The sequence below is a fragment of the Rhodococcus sp. ACT016 genome (assembly GCF_050477185.1).
GTDB lineage: Bacteria > Actinomycetota > Actinomycetes > Mycobacteriales > Mycobacteriaceae > Prescottella.
On record NZ_JBEAET010000001.1, the window covers coordinates 5,447,097 to 5,463,713 of the forward strand.

Below are 16,617 nucleotides of genomic sequence, written 5' to 3' on the forward strand. Positions count from 1 at the left end.
ATGCCGGACTGGACGCCGATCTTCGACGCGCTGCGCCGCGCGGGGGTGCGGGACGTCCGGGCCGACGGCACCACCCGGGCGATGTATTCGTCGGACGCGTCGCTGTACCGGGTGCCGCCCACGACGGTGGTCTTTCCGCGCGCGATCGACGAGGTCGCGACGGTGCTCGACGTCTGCCGTGCCGAGGGTGTTCCGCTCACGGCGCGGGGTGCCGGGACGTCCGTGGCCGGCAACGCGGTGGGGCCGGGGGTTGTGATCGACTTCAGCCGACACCTCGGCCGGGTGCTCGACGTCGATCCGGAGCAGCGCATCGCCGTCGTCGAACCGGGTGTCGTGCAGGCCGCCCTGCAGCGTGCCGCGGCCCCGCACGGGCTGCGGTTCGGTCCCGACCCGTCGACGCACAACCGCTGCACCGTCGGCGGGATGATCGGCAACAATGCTTGCGGGGCAAGAACTCTCGGCTACGGCCGCACGTCCGACAATGTGGTCGGGCTCGACCTGCTGACCGGGGCGGGGGAGGCGCTGTCGCTGCCGACCGCGTCGGACGGCCGTGTCCTCGGCGCCCTGCGCGACGTCACGCGATCCGGATTGGCCACCATCCGAACGGAATTCGGCCGGTTCGGCCGCCAGGCGTCCGGGTATGCGCTCGAACACCTGCTGCCGGAGAACGGGTTCGACGTCCTGAGGTTCCTCGTCGGCAGCGAGGGCACGCTCGGCATCGTCACGCGGGCCACCGTCCGACTCGTGCAGGATCCGGCGCATCGCGTGCTGGTCGCGCTGGGCTACGACGACATCGCGTCCGCCGGCGACGACGCCAAGGCCGTCCTCGGGTTCGGTCCCACGGCGTGCGAGGGCATCGACTCGCGCCTGGTCGACGTCGTCCGCGAACGACGCGGGCCGCAGGCGGTGCCGCCGCTGCCGCGGGGTGCGGCGTGGTTGTTCGTGGAGATCGCGGGCGATTCGCGCGACGAGGTGCTCGAACGCACCGGCGCCCTGGCGAAGGGGTGTGCCGCGATCGACGCGTTGGTCGTCGCGGATCCCACGCGGGCGGCGGCGCTGTGGCGGATCCGGGAGGACGGTGCCGGTCTGGCGGGGCGCAGTCCCGCCGGTAAGCCCGCCTATGCGGGCTGGGAGGACGCCGCGGTCCCGCCCGACCGCATGGGTCCCTACCTGCGCGACTTCGACGCCCTGCTCACCGACTTCGGTATCACCGGCCTGCCGTACGGGCACTTCGCCGACGGGTGCCTGCACATCCGGCTCGATCTGCCGCTCGATCGACCGGACGGGACCGCCGTCTTCCGACGTTTCCTCACGTCCGCTGCCGAACTCGTCGCGCTCTACGGCGGATCGCTCTCCGGTGAGCACGGCGACGGCCGCGCCCGCAGCGAACTGCTCCCGCTCATGTACTCGACCGACGCGCTGCGCCTGTTCGGGGCCGTCAAGCACGTCTTCGACCCCGACAACGTCCTCAATCCGGGTGTGCTCGTCGACCCACGACCCGTCGACGCCGACCTCCGGATCCCGCAGACGGCGCCGCTGCGGCGGAATCTCGCACTCGCGTACCGCGACGACGACGGCGACTTCGCGCAGGCCGTGCACCGCTGCACCGGTGTCGGGAAGTGCCGCGCCGACACCACCGGCGCGGGCGGCGTCATGTGCCCCTCCTATATGGCGACGCGCGAGGAGAAGGACTCGACGCGCGGACGGGCCCGCGTCCTGCAGGAGATGGTGAACGGCAGTCTCGTGCGCAACGGCTGGCGTTCGCCGGAGGTGCACGACGCGCTCGAGCTGTGCCTGTCGTGCAAGGGCTGCGCGTCGGACTGCCCGACCGGCGTCGACATGGCGTCCTACAAATCGGAGGTTCTGCACCACAGTTATAGGAGGCGGCTGCGCCCGGCCTCGCACTATTCACTCGGTTGGCTCCCGCGCTGGGCGGCGATCGCCGGCCGCGCCCCGCGCCTGGTGAACGCGGTGACCCGGCTCCCGGGTGTCGCGCCGGTGGCCCTGACGCTCGGGGGAGCGGATCGACGGCGCCACGTCCCGCAGTTCGCGCCGACGTCGTTCCGACGCTGGTTCGCCTCGACTGCCACCGAGCGTCGTACCACCGGCGACCCGGTCGTGCTGTTCGTCGACACGTTCACCGACCACTTCACGCCCGACGTGGGGATGGCGACGGTGCGGGTGCTCGAGGACGCCGGATTCCGGCCCCGGCTCACCCCGAAGCGGCAGTGCTGCGGGCTGACGTGGATCACCACCGGACAGCTCGACGCCGCCCGCCGCATCCTCGGCCGCACCGTCACAGCACTCGCAGAAGAAGGGGTGCCGATCGTCGGGATGGAACCGTCGTGCACGGCGGTGCTGCGCGCCGACGCCCTCGAGCTGCTCGGTACCGACGACGCCAGGGTGGTTGCCGAGTCCACCCGCACCCTCGCCGAAGTCCTCGGCGACCGCGACGGGTGGGCACCGCCGGACCTGTCGGGCACGCCGGTCGTCGCGCAGCCGCACTGTCACCACCACGCCGTCATGGGGTGGGGCGCGGACGAGGCTCTGCTGCGCCGGGCCGGTGCGCAGGTCCAGCGGCTCGGCGGGTGCTGCGGGCTGGCCGGCAACTTCGGCGTGGAGAAGGGGCACTACGAGGTATCCGTCGCGGTCGCCGAGCATCAGCTGTTGCCGGCCGTGGCCCGCGCGCAGCCCGAGACCGTCGTCCTCGCGGACGGGTACTCGTGTCGGACCCAGATCACCGACCTGACTCGACGTGAGGGCGTCCACCTGGCCGAACTCCTGGCCGATCAGGGAAAACGGGGCTGAGGCACAATCCAGCCATGGTCACCACACCGGTCCTCGTCACGATCGTCTCCGTCTGTATCGGATTCGTGCTGTTCGTCCTGGCGGCGAGCGGCGCGCGGGGGCAGTGGGACAAGCGCCTGGTGATCGGGCTGCTGGTCGCCGCCGTTCTGTGTCTGACCGCGGTGCCGCTGTCGGTCGCTCTGAGCGCGGCGGTGTGACGCACATGCGCAGGGGAGGCAACTGGCCCGGCGAATGGCCGACGACGGCCCGTCAGATCTCCGCCGCCACCGACGACGCCATCACCGCGGCCCGCGCCGGGGCGCGCGAGCAGCTGGTCGAGGCACTGGACGAACTGCTCGAGCTTCCGTTCGAGCAGGTGACGATCGTTCACGCGGGAGTTGTGCGGGCGCTGCTCGAAGACCTCCACCCCGACGGCTTCTCCGGCGACGACATCCAGGGCGCGCTGACGCGGGTCGCCGGCGCCGCGATCACCTGGCTGCCGGATCTCGATGTCACGGCGCTCGCCGCGGTCCTCACCGGTTCGCTCGGACTGACCGAGATGAGCGACGACGCCCAGAGGATCGGTCAGTCCGATTACCTCCGGAGTGCCGTTCTGGTGATGGCCGATCTGCTCACGGCCGCCGATGTCGACGGTAAGGGGTACATCCGGGCCGCAATAGGGGAAATTGCGCGGGCCGAGACCATCGAGATGCCCTAGAGACGAACTCCTGGGCACGTCGAGCGCCCCGGATGCACCGAATGTTCACCCGAAATACGCCTTTCAAGTGCTCTGACCAGGCGATTTGGCAATCCGTGAACGGTTCGCGTAACTTATTCCAGGTCAGAGCGACACGGACACCGACCCGGACGCGATCTTCACAGGTCAGCGAGGGAAAACGAGGTTGTACGGGGAGCGCCTGGTAATCCGAGTGCAAAACATCCTGTAAGGTTGTGGAGCGCCTTCGGGTGGCCGAGAAAGTCCCGGATTTGCTTCCGGAACTTGATCAGGTTAAGCTAGAACGGTTGCCCCAAAACGAGGAACTGCAAAGTTTCGAGTGATGGTGTGCGCGTGTTCTTTGAGAACTCAACAGTGTGTCGATGAATGTCAGTGCCAATTATTTGGTACTCCACGCCATCATTTTCGATGGGGTGGGTATTTGCTGATCGTCTCATTCTTCCGTCTGGGGCGGTCAGTGCAAGCTAGTTTGAGTTTTTACGCTAGTGATTTGACTCGATGTCTATGGCTGATTGCCGGTTCGCCGGCCAATCTAGAGTCTTCAACGGAGAGTTTGATCCTGGCTCAGGACGAACGCTGGCGGCGTGCTTAACACATGCAAGTCGAGCGGTAAGGCCCTTTCGGGGGTACACGAGCGGCGAACGGGTGAGTAACACGTGGGTGATCTGCCCTGCACTCTGGGATAAGCCTGGGAAACTGGGTCTAATACCGGATATGACCTCCGATCGCATGGTTGGGGGTGGAAAGGTTTACTGGTGCAGGATGGGCCCGCGGCCTATCAGCTTGTTGGTGGGGTAATGGCCTACCAAGGCGACGACGGGTAGCCGGCCTGAGAGGGCGACCGGCCACACTGGGACTGAGACACGGCCCAGACTCCTACGGGAGGCAGCAGTGGGGAATATTGCACAATGGGCGAAAGCCTGATGCAGCGACGCCGCGTGAGGGATGACGGCCTTCGGGTTGTAAACCTCTTTCAGCAGGGACGAAGCGAAAGTGACGGTACCTGCAGAAGAAGCACCGGCCAACTACGTGCCAGCAGCCGCGGTAATACGTAGGGTGCGAGCGTTGTCCGGAATTACTGGGCGTAAAGAGCTCGTAGGCGGTTTGTCGCGTCGTCTGTGAAAACCCGCAGCTCAACTGCGGGCTTGCAGGCGATACGGGCAGACTTGAGTACTGCAGGGGAGACTGGAATTCCTGGTGTAGCGGTGAAATGCGCAGATATCAGGAGGAACACCGGTGGCGAAGGCGGGTCTCTGGGCAGTAACTGACGCTGAGGAGCGAAAGCGTGGGTAGCGAACAGGATTAGATACCCTGGTAGTCCACGCCGTAAACGGTGGGCGCTAGGTGTGGGTTTCCTTCCACGGGATCCGTGCCGTAGCTAACGCATTAAGCGCCCCGCCTGGGGAGTACGGCCGCAAGGCTAAAACTCAAAGGAATTGACGGGGGCCCGCACAAGCGGCGGAGCATGTGGATTAATTCGATGCAACGCGAAGAACCTTACCTGGGTTTGACATATACCGGAAAGCCGTAGAGATACGGCCCCCCTTGTGGTCGGTATACAGGTGGTGCATGGCTGTCGTCAGCTCGTGTCGTGAGATGTTGGGTTAAGTCCCGCAACGAGCGCAACCCTTGTCCTGTGTTGCCAGCGCGTAATGGCGGGGACTCGCAGGAGACTGCCGGGGTCAACTCGGAGGAAGGTGGGGACGACGTCAAGTCATCATGCCCCTTATGTCCAGGGCTTCACACATGCTACAATGGCCGGTACAGAGGGCTGCGATACCGTGAGGTGGAGCGAATCCCTTAAAGCCGGTCTCAGTTCGGATCGGGGTCTGCAACTCGACCCCGTGAAGTCGGAGTCGCTAGTAATCGCAGATCAGCAACGCTGCGGTGAATACGTTCCCGGGCCTTGTACACACCGCCCGTCACGTCATGAAAGTCGGTAACACCCGAAGCCGGTGGCCTAACCCTTGTGGAGGGAGCCGTCGAAGGTGGGATCGGCGATTGGGACGAAGTCGTAACAAGGTAGCCGTACCGGAAGGTGCGGCTGGATCACCTCCTTTCTAAGGAGCATCTCCCCACACACCCCGAACAGTCGGGGAGCGTGTGAGGGCAGAGCCACTTCGGATTCACACGTAATCCGGTGGTGCTCATGGGTGGAACACTGACAAGCTCATCCACGGATCAGCGGGCCCGAGTGCCGGCTGGTGGGTGATATATCGGCATACTGTTGGGTCCTGAGAGAACACGCGAGTGATCTTTCAAGGAAGAAACGACAAGCGGGAAACGCAGGTCATACCGCGGGGCTGAGGCTCTGGTTTGGTGTCTGCATCATGTTTCCTGGTTGTGTGTTGTTTGAGAACTGCACAGTGGACGCGAGCATCTTTGTTGTAAGTGTTTAAGAGCGTACGGTGGATGTCTTGGCACCAGGAGCCGATGAAGGACGTAGGAGGCTGCGATAAGCCTCGGGGAGCTGTCAACCGAGCTGAGATCCGAGGATTTCCGAATGGGGAAACCCAGCCACAGTGATGTGTGGTTACCCGCGCCTGAATATATAGGGCGTGTGGAGGGAACGTGGGGAAGTGAAACATCTCAGTACCCACAGGAAGAGAAAACAACATGTGATTCCGTGAGTAGTGGCGAGCGAAAGCGGAAGAGGCTAAACCATGGGTGTGTGATAGCCGGCGGGCGTTGCATTCGTGGGGTTGTGGGATCCGTCTTGTCAATTCTGCCGGATTGGCCGACAGTAAGAAATCATCGTGTTAGTCGAAGTGGTCTGGAACGGCCTGTCGTAGAGGGTGAGAGTCCCGTAGACGAAAACATGGTGACTGTCGTGACGGACACCCGAGTAGCAGCGGGCCCGTGAAATCTGCTGTGAATCTGTCGGGACCACCCGATAAGCCTGAATACTCCCTGGTGACCGATAGCGGACTAGTACCGTGAGGGAAAGATGAAAAGTACCCCGGGAGGGGAGTGAAATAGTACCTGAAACCGTGCGCTTACAATCCGTCAGAGCCTTCGCACCTTCGGGTGGGGGGTGATGGCGTGCCTTTTGAAGAATGAGCCTGCGAGTTAGCGGCATGTCGCGAGGTTAACCCGTGTGGGGTAGCCGTAGCGAAAGCGAGTCCGAATAGGGCGTTTTCAGTGGCATGTTCTAGACCCGAAGCGGAGTGATCTACCCATGGCCAGGGTGAAGCGACGGTAAGACGTCGTGGAGGCCCGAACCCACTTAGGTTGAAAACTGAGGGGATGAGCTGTGGGTAGGGGTGAAAGGCCAATCAAACTCCGTGATAGCTGGTTCTCCCCGAAATGCATTTAGGTGCAGCGTCGCGTGTTTCACTCTGGAGGTAGAGCTACTGGATGGCCGATGGGCCCCACAAGGTTACTGACGTCAGCCAAACTCCGAATGCCAGAGTGTGAGAGCGCGGCAGTGAGACTGCGGGGGATAAGCTTCGTAGTCGAGAGGGAAACAGCCCAGATCGCCGGCTAAGGCCCCTAAGCGTGTACTAAGTGGAAAAGGATGTGGGGTCGCGAAGACAACCAGGAGGTTGGCTTAGAAGCAGCCACCCTTGAAAGAGTGCGTAATAGCTCACTGGTCAAGTGATCCTGCGCCGACAATGTAGCGGGGCTCAAGTACACCGCCGAAGCCGCGGCATTCACATAACACCCCGGATGGTTTACGGATCGTCCGGCAGTGGTGTGGATGGGTAGGGGAGCGTCGTGCAGCCATGGAAGCGCCGGAGTGATCCAGGTGTGGAGGCTGCACGAGTGAGAATGCAGGCATGAGTAGCGAAAGACGAGTGAGAAACTCGTCCGCCGAATGACCAAGGGTTCCTGGGCCAGGTTAATCCGCCCAGGGTGAGTCGGGACCTAAGGCGAGGCCGACAGGCGTAGTCGATGGACAACGGGTTGATATTCCCGTACCCGTGTGAACGCGCCCCTGGTGAATCAGTGATGCTAAGCGCCCTGAAGCCATCTTCGAACCTTCGGGTTCTCCGGTGGTGGATGCGCGTGAACCGATCTGGTAGTAGCCAAGCGATGGGGTGACGCAGGAAGGTAGCTGAGCCAGTCAGTGGTAATACTGGTGTAAGCGTGTAGGGCGTGACCTAGGCAAATCCGGGTCACATGTAGCCTGAGACGTGATGCGTAGCCGATTGAGGCGAATTCAGTGATCCTATGCTGCCGAGAAAAGCCTCTAGCGAGCTTTCACACGGCCCGTACCCCAAACCGACACAGGTGGTCAGGTAGAGAATACTAAGGCGATCGAGATAACTGTGGTTAAGGAACTCGGCAAAATGCCCCCGTAACTTCGGGAGAAGGGGGGCCTCTGCTGGTGATCGGACTTGCTCCGTGAGCTGGTGGGGGCCGCAGAGACCAGAGAGAAGCGACTGTTTACTAAAAACACAGGTCCGTGCGAAGTCGTAAGACGATGTATACGGACTGACGCCTGCCCGGTGCTGGAAGGTTAAGAGGACCGGTTAGCCAGTAATGGCGAAGCTGAGAATTTAAGCCCCAGTAAACGGCGGTGGTAACTATAACCATCCTAAGGTAGCGAAATTCCTTGTCGGGTAAGTTCCGACCTGCACGAATGGCGTAACGACTTCTCTGCTGTCTCAACCACAGACTCGGCGAAATTGCATTACGAGTAAAGATGCTCGTTACGCGCGGCAGGACGAAAAGACCCCGGGACCTTCACTATAGCTTGGTATTGGTGTTCGGTTCGGTTTGTGTAGGATAGGTGGGAGACTGTGAAGCATGCACGCCAGTGTGTGTGGAGTCGTTGTTGAAATACCACTCTGATCGTATTGGACATCTAACCTCGGACCATGATCTGGTTCAGGGACAGTGCCTGGTGGGTAGTTTAACTGGGGCGGTTGCCTCCCAAAATGTAACGGAGGCGCCCAAAGGTTCCCTCAGCCTGGTTGGCAATCAGGTGTCGAGTGCAAGTGCACAAGGGAGCTTGACTGTGAGACTGACAGGTCGAGCAGGGACGAAAGTCGGGACTAGTGATCCGGCACCGGCAAGTGGAAGCGGTGTCGCTCAACGGATAAAAGGTACCCCGGGGATAACAGGCTGATCTTCCCCAAGAGTCCATATCGACGGGATGGTTTGGCACCTCGATGTCGGCTCGTCGCATCCTGGGGCTGGAGTAGGTCCCAAGGGTTGGGCTGTTCGCCCATTAAAGCGGCACGCGAGCTGGGTTTAGAACGTCGTGAGACAGTTCGGTCTCTATCCGCCGCGCGCGTTAGAAACTTGAGGAAGGCTGTCCCTAGTACGAGAGGACCGGGACGGACGAACCTCTGGTGTGCCAGTTGTTCCGCCAGGAGCACTGCTGGTTAGCTACGTTCGGAAGGGATAACCGCTGAAAGCATCTAAGCGGGAAGCCTGTTCCAAGATGAGGTTTCTCACCCCCTCGAGGGGGTAAGGCCCCCGGCAGACCACCGGGTTGATAGGCCAGAACTGGAAGTCCGGTAACGGATGGAGGTGACTGGTACTAATAGGCCGAGGACTTACCACAAAGAAGCTACGCGTCCACTGTGCGGTATCTGAAACAACACACAGATACCATTCACCCCCAACACCCCGAAGCCTTCGTGGCCGGCGGGTGGTTCGGGCGGGGGAATTGAATGTGTGACAGTTTCATAGAGTTACGGCGGCCATAGCGGAGGGGAAACGCCCGGTCCCATTCCGAACCCGGAAGCTAAGCCCTCCAGCGCCGATGGTACTGCACTCGACAGGGTGTGGGAGAGTAGGACACCGCCGAACATCCTTTCCCGAAGGCCCCCACCAGCAATGGTGGGGGCCTTCGGCGTTTCCGCATATCCGCCGGCGAAATGCCCCGGGCGTTCGCGCCGGGGCATTTCGGATAACCGGTGGTTTCGCCGACGTCAGTGCCAGATTTCGGCGACCGACTTCGTGAGGGCTAGGCCTTGGTCGTAGCCTCCTCGTGCGGCCTGCAGACGCGTCGATGGATCCAACGCATTGGCGTCGAACACGTCACCGGCGCCGCCGTCCGGGAAGACGGTCTCGACCCGGCTGCCACCTGCGCGCAGCTCGTCGACTTGGGTTGCGAGATCCATGCCCCACTCCAGCGGCATCCGCGACCTGCCACCGAATGGTGACAGCACCAGCACCCGCCCGCATCCAGCCGCCAGATCGGCATTCTCATTGCGTCGATAGCCGCCGTTGATGTATCGGTTCTCGCCGATGCGGTAGGGAGGGAAGGGCCCGAAGCCGTTGCTGGTGCTGGCGGCGACGGCGTCCACCAGATCGATTCCGCTGTGACGATCGAACACGACCGGCTCCCCGGTCCGCGCATCGACCGCCGCGATGAGCACAGGCTGTGGCGGCCAATGCTGACTGGGAAGCCGGCCCGCGACGATGTCGCGCCAGCGCGTGCGGCTCGAGCCGTCGGAAACATCCATTTCGAGCGCCGCGGCACCCATCTTGCGGCGCATGTCGGACGCATCCTCGGCAGAACCGATGATCTGGTTCGACCACTCCATGTAGTTCGGCCCGGAGAACTTCGGGCCGCGTCCCCTGCCTGATGCGGCGGCGCCTGAATGTTGCTGAGGTACCTCGGCGAGGATGGCGGCGTACAGTTCGGCCGGCCGTGTCCCGCTGGTGATCTGGGCCGCCACCGTCGATCCGGACGACGTCCCGATGATGAGGTCAGCCTCGGTGAGCTCGACCCCGGCGTCGGACAAGCCGGCGATGAGACCGAGCGCCCACGCATTGCCTGCCGCTCCGCCGCCGGCGAGAACCAAGGCTCGTTTGGTCGAGGTGTCCGCCTGTCCTGTGGCGTCGACCTGCGGCTGATTCTGGGAAGAAGGTGTTGTGTTCATGGGAGTCGCCTTTCGCGAATTGCCTGGCGGGCGCTCCCGGTGGCGACTAGATCGGTCGCGGAATCGTGGACTGCAGGGGAGCACCCAATGCGGATACTGCGTTCATGGGTCTCACCTCCTGCCGACGGGCCACGATCGCCAAGACGCTAGCACGCCGGCGGCGCGAGGGCGCAGTCGGCATCAGATCCGATCGGCGTCGTCGCTGTTGCGGGCGATCCGCCGCAACAGTCGTGCCAGTACCTCGCGCTCCTCTGCGTCGAGTCCCTCGAGGAGCCGACGATCTCGGTCGACTCGCCCTGGGAACTCGCGGTCGACGAGGGCCCGTCCCGCATCCGTGACCTGGAGGAGCACGACGCGTCCGTCGCGCTCGAAGCGCTTTCGTTCCACGAGTCCCAGCTTCACCAGGCGGTCGGCATGCTTGGTCGTGGCAGCGCTGCTGACCATGGTGACCGCCGTGACCTCGCTGGCTCTGAGCGGTCGGTCGCAGCGGGCCAGGGCGCACAACACCTCGAACTCGGCGCGAGAGACGCCGCTCGAATCCAAGGAGCGGTCGAGCTGATGGAGTGCCTGCGAGCTGATTCGCGTGATCCGTCCCATGATCTCGATCGGTGACGAGTCCACGTCCGGGTAGGAGCGGGTCCATTCCTGGCGAACCTTGTCGATGAAGTCGCGATCAGGACTTTCGGTCGAATCCACTACCTCATCCTAGCCAGGCAACGTGTTCTGTTCATTAGTATTTTACTAGTGAAATAACGCGCGTACACTGGTGCCAGTGACTGCACTCGACGCCCCCACGCCCACTCGGTTGGCCCACGCACGCGGTGCTCTTGTGCGTGCCGTCGTGCCGAAGATCTGGCGGGGAGCGTTCGAGCTGCGGGCGGCAGACGCAACCATCGCGCCGGCGCTCCGCGTCGGACTGGCCACCGCCATCGTGCTTGTCGCCGGCGGGCTCCTCGGCTATCGGGAACTTGCCGGCTTCGCGGCGCTGGGTGCGCTCGCCGCGGCGTTCGGACGATATGAGCCCTACCCGCGCTTGGCGGGCAAGCTCGCGCTCGTGGGCATCGCACTCGTCGTGTTCGTGGCGTTCGGTGGCGCGCTGGGGGCCGCCGGGCCGTCCTCCTGGGCACTCATCGGTGCGCTGTCGCTTGCGGCCGGTGTAGCCTCGGCATATCTCAATGCCTTCCATCTGATCGGTCCCGGACCGGTCATCATGATCTTCGCTGCCACTGGCGCCGCCGGATACTCGACCTCGGCGAGCGACGTCGTCGCCGTGACGGTTGCAGCCGTCGTGGGTGTGCTGGTGGGGTGGATCGCGGCGATGCTGCCGGGTCTCGTCCTGCCGTTGGGGCCGGCGCGTCTCGCCGCCGCACGCGCCCTGGTGGTCGTCGGATCGCTGGAACGTACCGGGGCCGAGGGCATTCCCGCGGCACGAGCGGCGCTCGATCGCGCGCGGGAGGTGCTCGCGGCGAGCGGTCGTTCGCGAGCGGAGCACGGTCACGGCAGCGACCTCGCGAAGCTGTTGGATGCTGCCGACGACGCGATCGACGCCTGGGTCGCCGACGGTGACGACGCCCTGATCCGAGACATCGCGCAGCACGAACGGGAACTGCGCAGGGTCAAGCGGGCGAGCGTTCTCGGAGGTGTGGGCGACCGGCCGTCGCCACGCACGGAGCTCCCGCCGCCCACCCGGGTGCTGAGGACGGCGCGTGTCAACATCACGTCGGCTACGCTGCGCCACACCGCGTTCCGGGCGATGATCGCCTCCGCGGCGGCGGGATGGATCGCGTCGGCCTGCGGCTTCGAGCACCCGCTGTGGGCGTCGATGGGCGCGATCGCCGCGCTGCAGGGCCTCAACTACACCCACACCGTCCAGCGTGGCGTTCAGCGTCTACTCGGCAATGTGGCCGGCGCGGCCATCGCCGCCGGGCTGATCGCGTTGTCGTTGGGCTACTGGGAGGCGGTGATCGTGGTCGTGATCCTGCAGACCGCAGCGGAACTGATGGTCGTCGTCAACTACGCCCTGACCACGCTCGCGGTGACGCCGATGGCGCTGGTGCTGACCGGATTCACCTCACCGATCTCGCCGGAGGCCGGGATGACGCGGATCGTCGACACGCTCATCGGTGTCGTGATCGGTGTCGTCGTCGCCGCGGTGACCGTGAGCCGGACCGACCGCCACCATCTGGCCTGACTCAGCCGGCACGCGTCACGATTACGAACGGTCCCGCTTCGTCGAGGGTGAAGCGCGGGTCGTCGAACAGCTTCTTGGGGAACGTGATGCTGTAGCGCCGGACGTTCGGATCGTTCGGGTAGACGTCCTCGGCGAGCCGGAGGGTGTAGCCGTCGGCGCTCTTGCGGAACACGAAGACGTCCGGCGCACGCCACGGCAGTCCGTCGAGTGCCGACACCAACTGGTCCGGCGTCTCGAGTTCGGTCCAGCTCTCGATCGCCTCCGAGCGTTCCCGGAACTGCGCCAGCGGATTCGCGTAGTGCGACGTCAGCGCCTGGAATCCGTAGTACGGGTAGATGCTGAGGAAGCTCGTGTCCGAGGTGAGGACGACGGTGTCGTGGCGTTCGCCGGGGCGGCGTTCCATGATGATCCGGTCCACGTCTCCGTAGTACGCGGCCGCGCCGGGCCCGCGCTTGTCGGCACGGACGCCGTCGCCGTCGGTGTCGGTGTACGCCACGGTGATGTCGCTCGCGAGCACCTGAGGGATGTTCTGTACGAACGCGATCAACCCGGCGAGCCCGACCACCACGACCGAGGCCTTGACGCGGGGATTCTCGCTCGTGGCGAGCACGAGCCAGCGGGCGAACTCGAAGAAGCCGAAGACACCCGCCGTGCCGAGCAGCAGAATCAGCACCGGCTCGAGTCGGAAGGAGAGCAGGGTGCCGCCGAGCACGGTGAAGGCCATCGACATCAGCGACCACAGGTAGATCGCGAGCACCCCGATGCCGAGCGCCTGCGCACGCCGTGACGACGTCGCGCGGCTCACCAACCAGATCGTGCCCAGCAGGCACAGCGCGCCGGCGATGGAGAACTGGAACATCGGAAGTGGCAGGCGCGCACCGGCGTCGGGCAGGTAGTGGGTCGCGGTACCGCTGTCGGCCGGCGACCCTTGCGCGGCCTCGAGCAGGTACGGCAGCCACACGATGAGCGCGATCGCGACTGCGATCGCCGCGGTCACGGCCAGTCGCAGCAGCGGATCGAGCAGCGCTCGCCACGACCCCTGTGCGCGGACCGCGAGTACTGCCGCGACGAGTGCCATCAATGTCACCGCGAACGCGGTCAGGCCCAGGTAGAGCGTGTAGAACGCGGCCGCGAGCCCGAGGAACACGCCAGTGCCGACGACGGCGCCCCATCCGCCGCGACCGGCCTTGTCCGGGCGGTGCAGACCACCCCACGCGAGCACGAGCACCGGCGGGATGAGGACCGCGATGACGGCGCCGTACGGCTCCGCGGACCCGTAGGCGACCACCAACGCTGCGCCCGCGAGCGCCACCACGACGGCCCAGTCTGCGCGAATCAGCTTGTTCCACAACACGAGCGCGAGGACGGCTGCCACCGCGATCGATCCGATCGCGTACGGCTTGAACGTCTCCCAGCCGTCCATGCCGAGGAGGTTCGCGACGCGTCCGCCGATCCAGAACCAGCCTGCGGGATAGTAGGGAGGCAGGTCCGCATAGGTCATGTCGTGCAGGGCGGCCGAATCGGTGAGCCGCGTGAGGTATTCGGTGCGGAACTCCTGGTCCACCGAAATGCCGTGCAGGTACAGCTTGGTCGCGCTCAGCGGCATCCCGAGCGTCACCGTGACGAACCCGGACAGGCCGGCCCACGAGAGCACCGTGGCCGCGCGGATCCACCGCCGGGCACGGAAGAGGACCACGCACAAGGCAAGTACGGCGATCGTGACGACCTGGCCCACGGTCGTGACGGCCTGCGTGACGTTCGACGACGGGAACGCCGGCCACGACACCTGGCCGAAGGCGAACAGTCCCACCGCGGCGACGATCGCGGCCACGATGCCCGCCAGGATCATCTCGGCTGCGGTTCCGCCGGCCAGTCGGGCAGGGGCGACTCGCGGCTCTGCGAGGGGGGCTGCACCTGATTGCGACACGGCCCGAGCTTACTTGGGCGTCGTGTCCGAAACGGTCTTCAGTAGGTTCGAGGAATGAGTGACGAGCGCCCGCAGACTCCGCAGTGGTTCCGTGACGCCTTGACGGTCCCGGTGGACACCGGCAGCGTCGAGGTCGACGGCGCCGACATCCGGTTCCGGGCGTGGGGCGAACCCGGCCGACCGGGCATCGTGCTGGTGCACGGCGGTGCCGCCCACTCGCGCTGGTGGGATCACGTCGGACCGCAGCTCGCCGGGGACCGTCGCGTGGTCGCCCTCGATCTCAGTGGGCACGGCGACAGTGACACCCGCGAGCACTACTCGCTGGACCAGTGGGCCCACGAGATCGTCGCGGTAGCGTCGGCGTCGGGCATCGAGGGGCGACCGGTGCTGGTGGCGCACAGCATGGGCGGCATCATCTCGTTCGTCGCGGCCCACCTGTACGGGGACCGGCTGGCCGGCGTGCAGATCATCGACTCGCCGATCCGTCAGCGCACCCCGGAGGAGGAGGCGGCCCGCCGCAAGGCGGCGTTCGGTCCCAAGAAGGTCTATCCCACCCGGGAGGAGGCGCTGGCGCGGTTCCGGTTCGTCCCACCTCAGGAGACGGCCGTGCCGTGTGTGCGCGAGCACGTCGCCGAGACGTCGCTCATGGCTGTCGAGGGCGGATGGTCGTGGAAGTTCGACCCGACCATGTTCACCCGCACCGGCGGCGACACGCTGGCGGTTGCGGAGCCGCGGTGCCCGCTCGCGTTCTTTCGGGCGCAGCACGGCATCGTCTCCGACGAGCTCATGGAGCACATGCGCGAGCGGTTCGGGCCGTCGGCGATCGTCGCCGAGATCCCCGACGCCGGTCACCACGTGATGATCGATCAGCCGCTCGCACTGGTCGCCGGCATTCGCACGGTGCTCTCGGCGTGGGAGTCGGCGCGGATTGTCACCGGCCGCTCGTAGGGTCTGCGCGACGGGCCGCGCGGCCCACCGATCAGGAGGAGCCAGGGATGGGGACGTGGGGTTCGGGACCGTTCGAGAACGACGGAGCGGGCGATCTGCTCGCGGCGCTGCGGGCCGGTGACTTCGAGATCGACGATTTCTGTGGGCACGTCGACGAGGAGTACCTCGAGGTCGACGACGCGCAGGCGGCCATCGCGCTCGCGGAGGTCGTCGCGGCGGCCCACGGGCTCCGTCCGGCGTCCCAGGAGCTCGACGGCATCGACGTGGCCGTGTACGTCGGGTCCTTGACCCCGGAGCAGCGCGCGTGGATTCTCACGACGCTCGAGCGCGCGATCGCCGACAGTGACACCTCCGAACTCCACGAGTTGTGGGCCGAGAACGGTCCGGAGGATCTCGAGGAGTGGCGGGCGCCGATCGCGAGCCGGTTGGCGAGCCTCAGGCCGTTGGGCTGATCCGGTCGGGCCACACCCGCTGCGCGAACGGGATCAGTCGATCGGTTCGGTCAGCGTGATCGCGCGCGTGAGCGCGGCCGCGGAGAAAGACGCGAACTCGGCCGGGTCGAGGTGCGAAGCCCAGTTGTTCACGATCGTGTCGGCCACGCCCTGCAGCCCCGACAGCAGGAACGGGAGGGCCGCGTCGTCGTCGAGCAGTGTCCGGCCCTCCTTCAGGGCGGCCTCGGTGACGGCCCTGAGGAGTTCCTCGTTGTAGAGCGCCGCTGTTCGGTGCACCTCTCGGATCGATTCGCGGTCCGGACCGGTCGAGCCGTCGGTGTCGCGCCAGATCGACGTCACGCGTCCGACGCGGCCCCACTGGCGGGCAGACTCGGCGATCACCTCGGTGAGCAGCGCCGTGACCCCGCGGTCGCGGGCGAGTCCGGCAACGAATGCCGTTGACTCGAGCTGGCTTTCGTTCAGGAGAGCCATGAAGATCTCCTGCTTGTCCGCGAAGTACTGGTAGATCAGTCCGGTGCTCGTGCCCGAGCGCTTCGCGACGGACCGGATGGTCAGAGCGGAGTAGCCGCCCTCGTCCAGCAGCGCCGCGGCAGCGTCGAGCGTCCTGCGTCGCCGAGCCTCCGCGTCGCCGTAGATCGACCCTCCGTTCGATTCACCCATCGCACCACCGTAGCCGGGTAGCGGGCGGGGACCAAGCTCCGGCACGGCAACACGCAGCAAAGAATGAACAATGT

10 protein-coding genes and 3 rRNA genes are annotated in these 16,617 nt (G+C 65.1%); 9 read left to right on the forward strand and 4 right to left on the reverse strand.

The window, feature by feature from the left end; all coding sequences use genetic code 11:
* From ACQ5DX_RS24880 to rrf, 6 genes are all read left to right on the forward strand, one after another.
* Nucleotides 1–2,808 carry an FAD-binding and (Fe-S)-binding domain-containing protein gene (locus tag ACQ5DX_RS24880; RefSeq protein ID WP_430335141.1) on the forward strand — a complete coding sequence of 936 codons (2,808 nt, stop codon included), beginning with the start codon at nt 1–3 and terminating at the stop codon, nt 2,806–2,808.
* Between the two features lie 14 nt (nt 2,809–2,822).
* On the forward strand, nt 2,823–3,005 hold the full coding sequence (locus ACQ5DX_RS24885; protein ID WP_430335142.1) for a hypothetical protein: 183 nt from the start codon (nt 2,823–2,825) through the stop codon (nt 3,003–3,005).
* Nucleotides 3,006–3,010: 5 nt separating this feature from the next.
* Nucleotides 3,011–3,505 (forward strand): hypothetical protein, encoded by a 495-nt coding sequence (locus ACQ5DX_RS24890; RefSeq protein WP_430335143.1) that lies wholly within the window; start codon nt 3,011–3,013, stop codon nt 3,503–3,505.
* A 559-nt stretch (nt 3,506–4,064) separates the two neighbouring features.
* Nucleotides 4,065–5,583, forward strand: a 16S ribosomal RNA gene (locus ACQ5DX_RS24895).
* A 325-nt stretch (nt 5,584–5,908) separates the two neighbouring features.
* Nucleotides 5,909–9,038, forward strand: a 23S ribosomal RNA gene (locus tag ACQ5DX_RS24900).
* A gap of 131 nt (nt 9,039–9,169) precedes the next feature.
* Nucleotides 9,170–9,286: ribosomal RNA gene (rrf, locus tag ACQ5DX_RS24905) — 5S ribosomal RNA — on the forward strand.
* The 16S, 23S and 5S rRNA genes sit together here, the layout of an rRNA operon.
* A gap of 122 nt (nt 9,287–9,408) precedes the next feature.
* On the opposite strand, the gene ACQ5DX_RS24910 is transcribed toward rrf, so the two are convergent.
* Nucleotides 9,409–10,365: a patatin-like phospholipase family protein gene (locus ACQ5DX_RS24910; RefSeq protein WP_430335144.1), complete on the reverse strand. Its 957-nt coding sequence runs from the start codon at nt 10,363–10,365 to the stop codon at nt 9,409–9,411.
* 180 nt (nt 10,366–10,545) lie between these two features.
* Entirely contained in the window at nt 10,546–11,061 is a 516-nt protein-coding gene (locus ACQ5DX_RS24915; RefSeq protein WP_430335145.1) for a MarR family winged helix-turn-helix transcriptional regulator, read from the reverse strand.
* Between the two features lie 76 nt (nt 11,062–11,137).
* On the opposite strand from ACQ5DX_RS24915, the gene ACQ5DX_RS24920 reads away from it, so the two are divergent.
* On the forward strand, nt 11,138–12,556 hold the full coding sequence (locus ACQ5DX_RS24920) for an FUSC family protein (protein ID WP_430335146.1): 1,419 nt from the start codon (nt 11,138–11,140) through the stop codon (nt 12,554–12,556).
* 1 nt (nt 12,557) lies between these two features.
* Here ACQ5DX_RS24920 and ACQ5DX_RS24925 read toward each other — a convergent pair whose 3' ends face one another.
* Nucleotides 12,558–14,405, reverse strand: a complete 1,848-nt coding sequence (locus ACQ5DX_RS24925) for a galactan 5-O-arabinofuranosyltransferase (protein ID WP_430335792.1) — start codon at nt 14,403–14,405, stop codon at nt 12,558–12,560.
* A gap of 132 nt (nt 14,406–14,537) precedes the next feature.
* Between ACQ5DX_RS24925 and ACQ5DX_RS24930 the strand changes: the two genes are divergently transcribed.
* Nucleotides 14,538–15,431 carry an alpha/beta fold hydrolase gene (locus ACQ5DX_RS24930; RefSeq protein ID WP_430335147.1) on the forward strand — a complete coding sequence of 298 codons (894 nt, stop codon included), beginning with the start codon at nt 14,538–14,540 and terminating at the stop codon, nt 15,429–15,431.
* Between the two features lie 47 nt (nt 15,432–15,478).
* On the forward strand, nt 15,479–15,883 hold the full coding sequence (locus ACQ5DX_RS24935; RefSeq protein WP_430335148.1) for a DUF4259 domain-containing protein: 405 nt from the start codon (nt 15,479–15,481) through the stop codon (nt 15,881–15,883).
* Between the two features lie 33 nt (nt 15,884–15,916).
* On the opposite strand, the gene ACQ5DX_RS24940 is transcribed toward ACQ5DX_RS24935, so the two are convergent.
* The gene (locus tag ACQ5DX_RS24940; protein WP_430335149.1) at nt 15,917–16,543 is read right to left on the reverse strand and encodes a TetR/AcrR family transcriptional regulator; all 627 of its coding nucleotides are present in this window, start codon (nt 16,541–16,543) and stop codon (nt 15,917–15,919) included.
* Nucleotides 16,544–16,617: the final 74 nt, after the last annotated feature.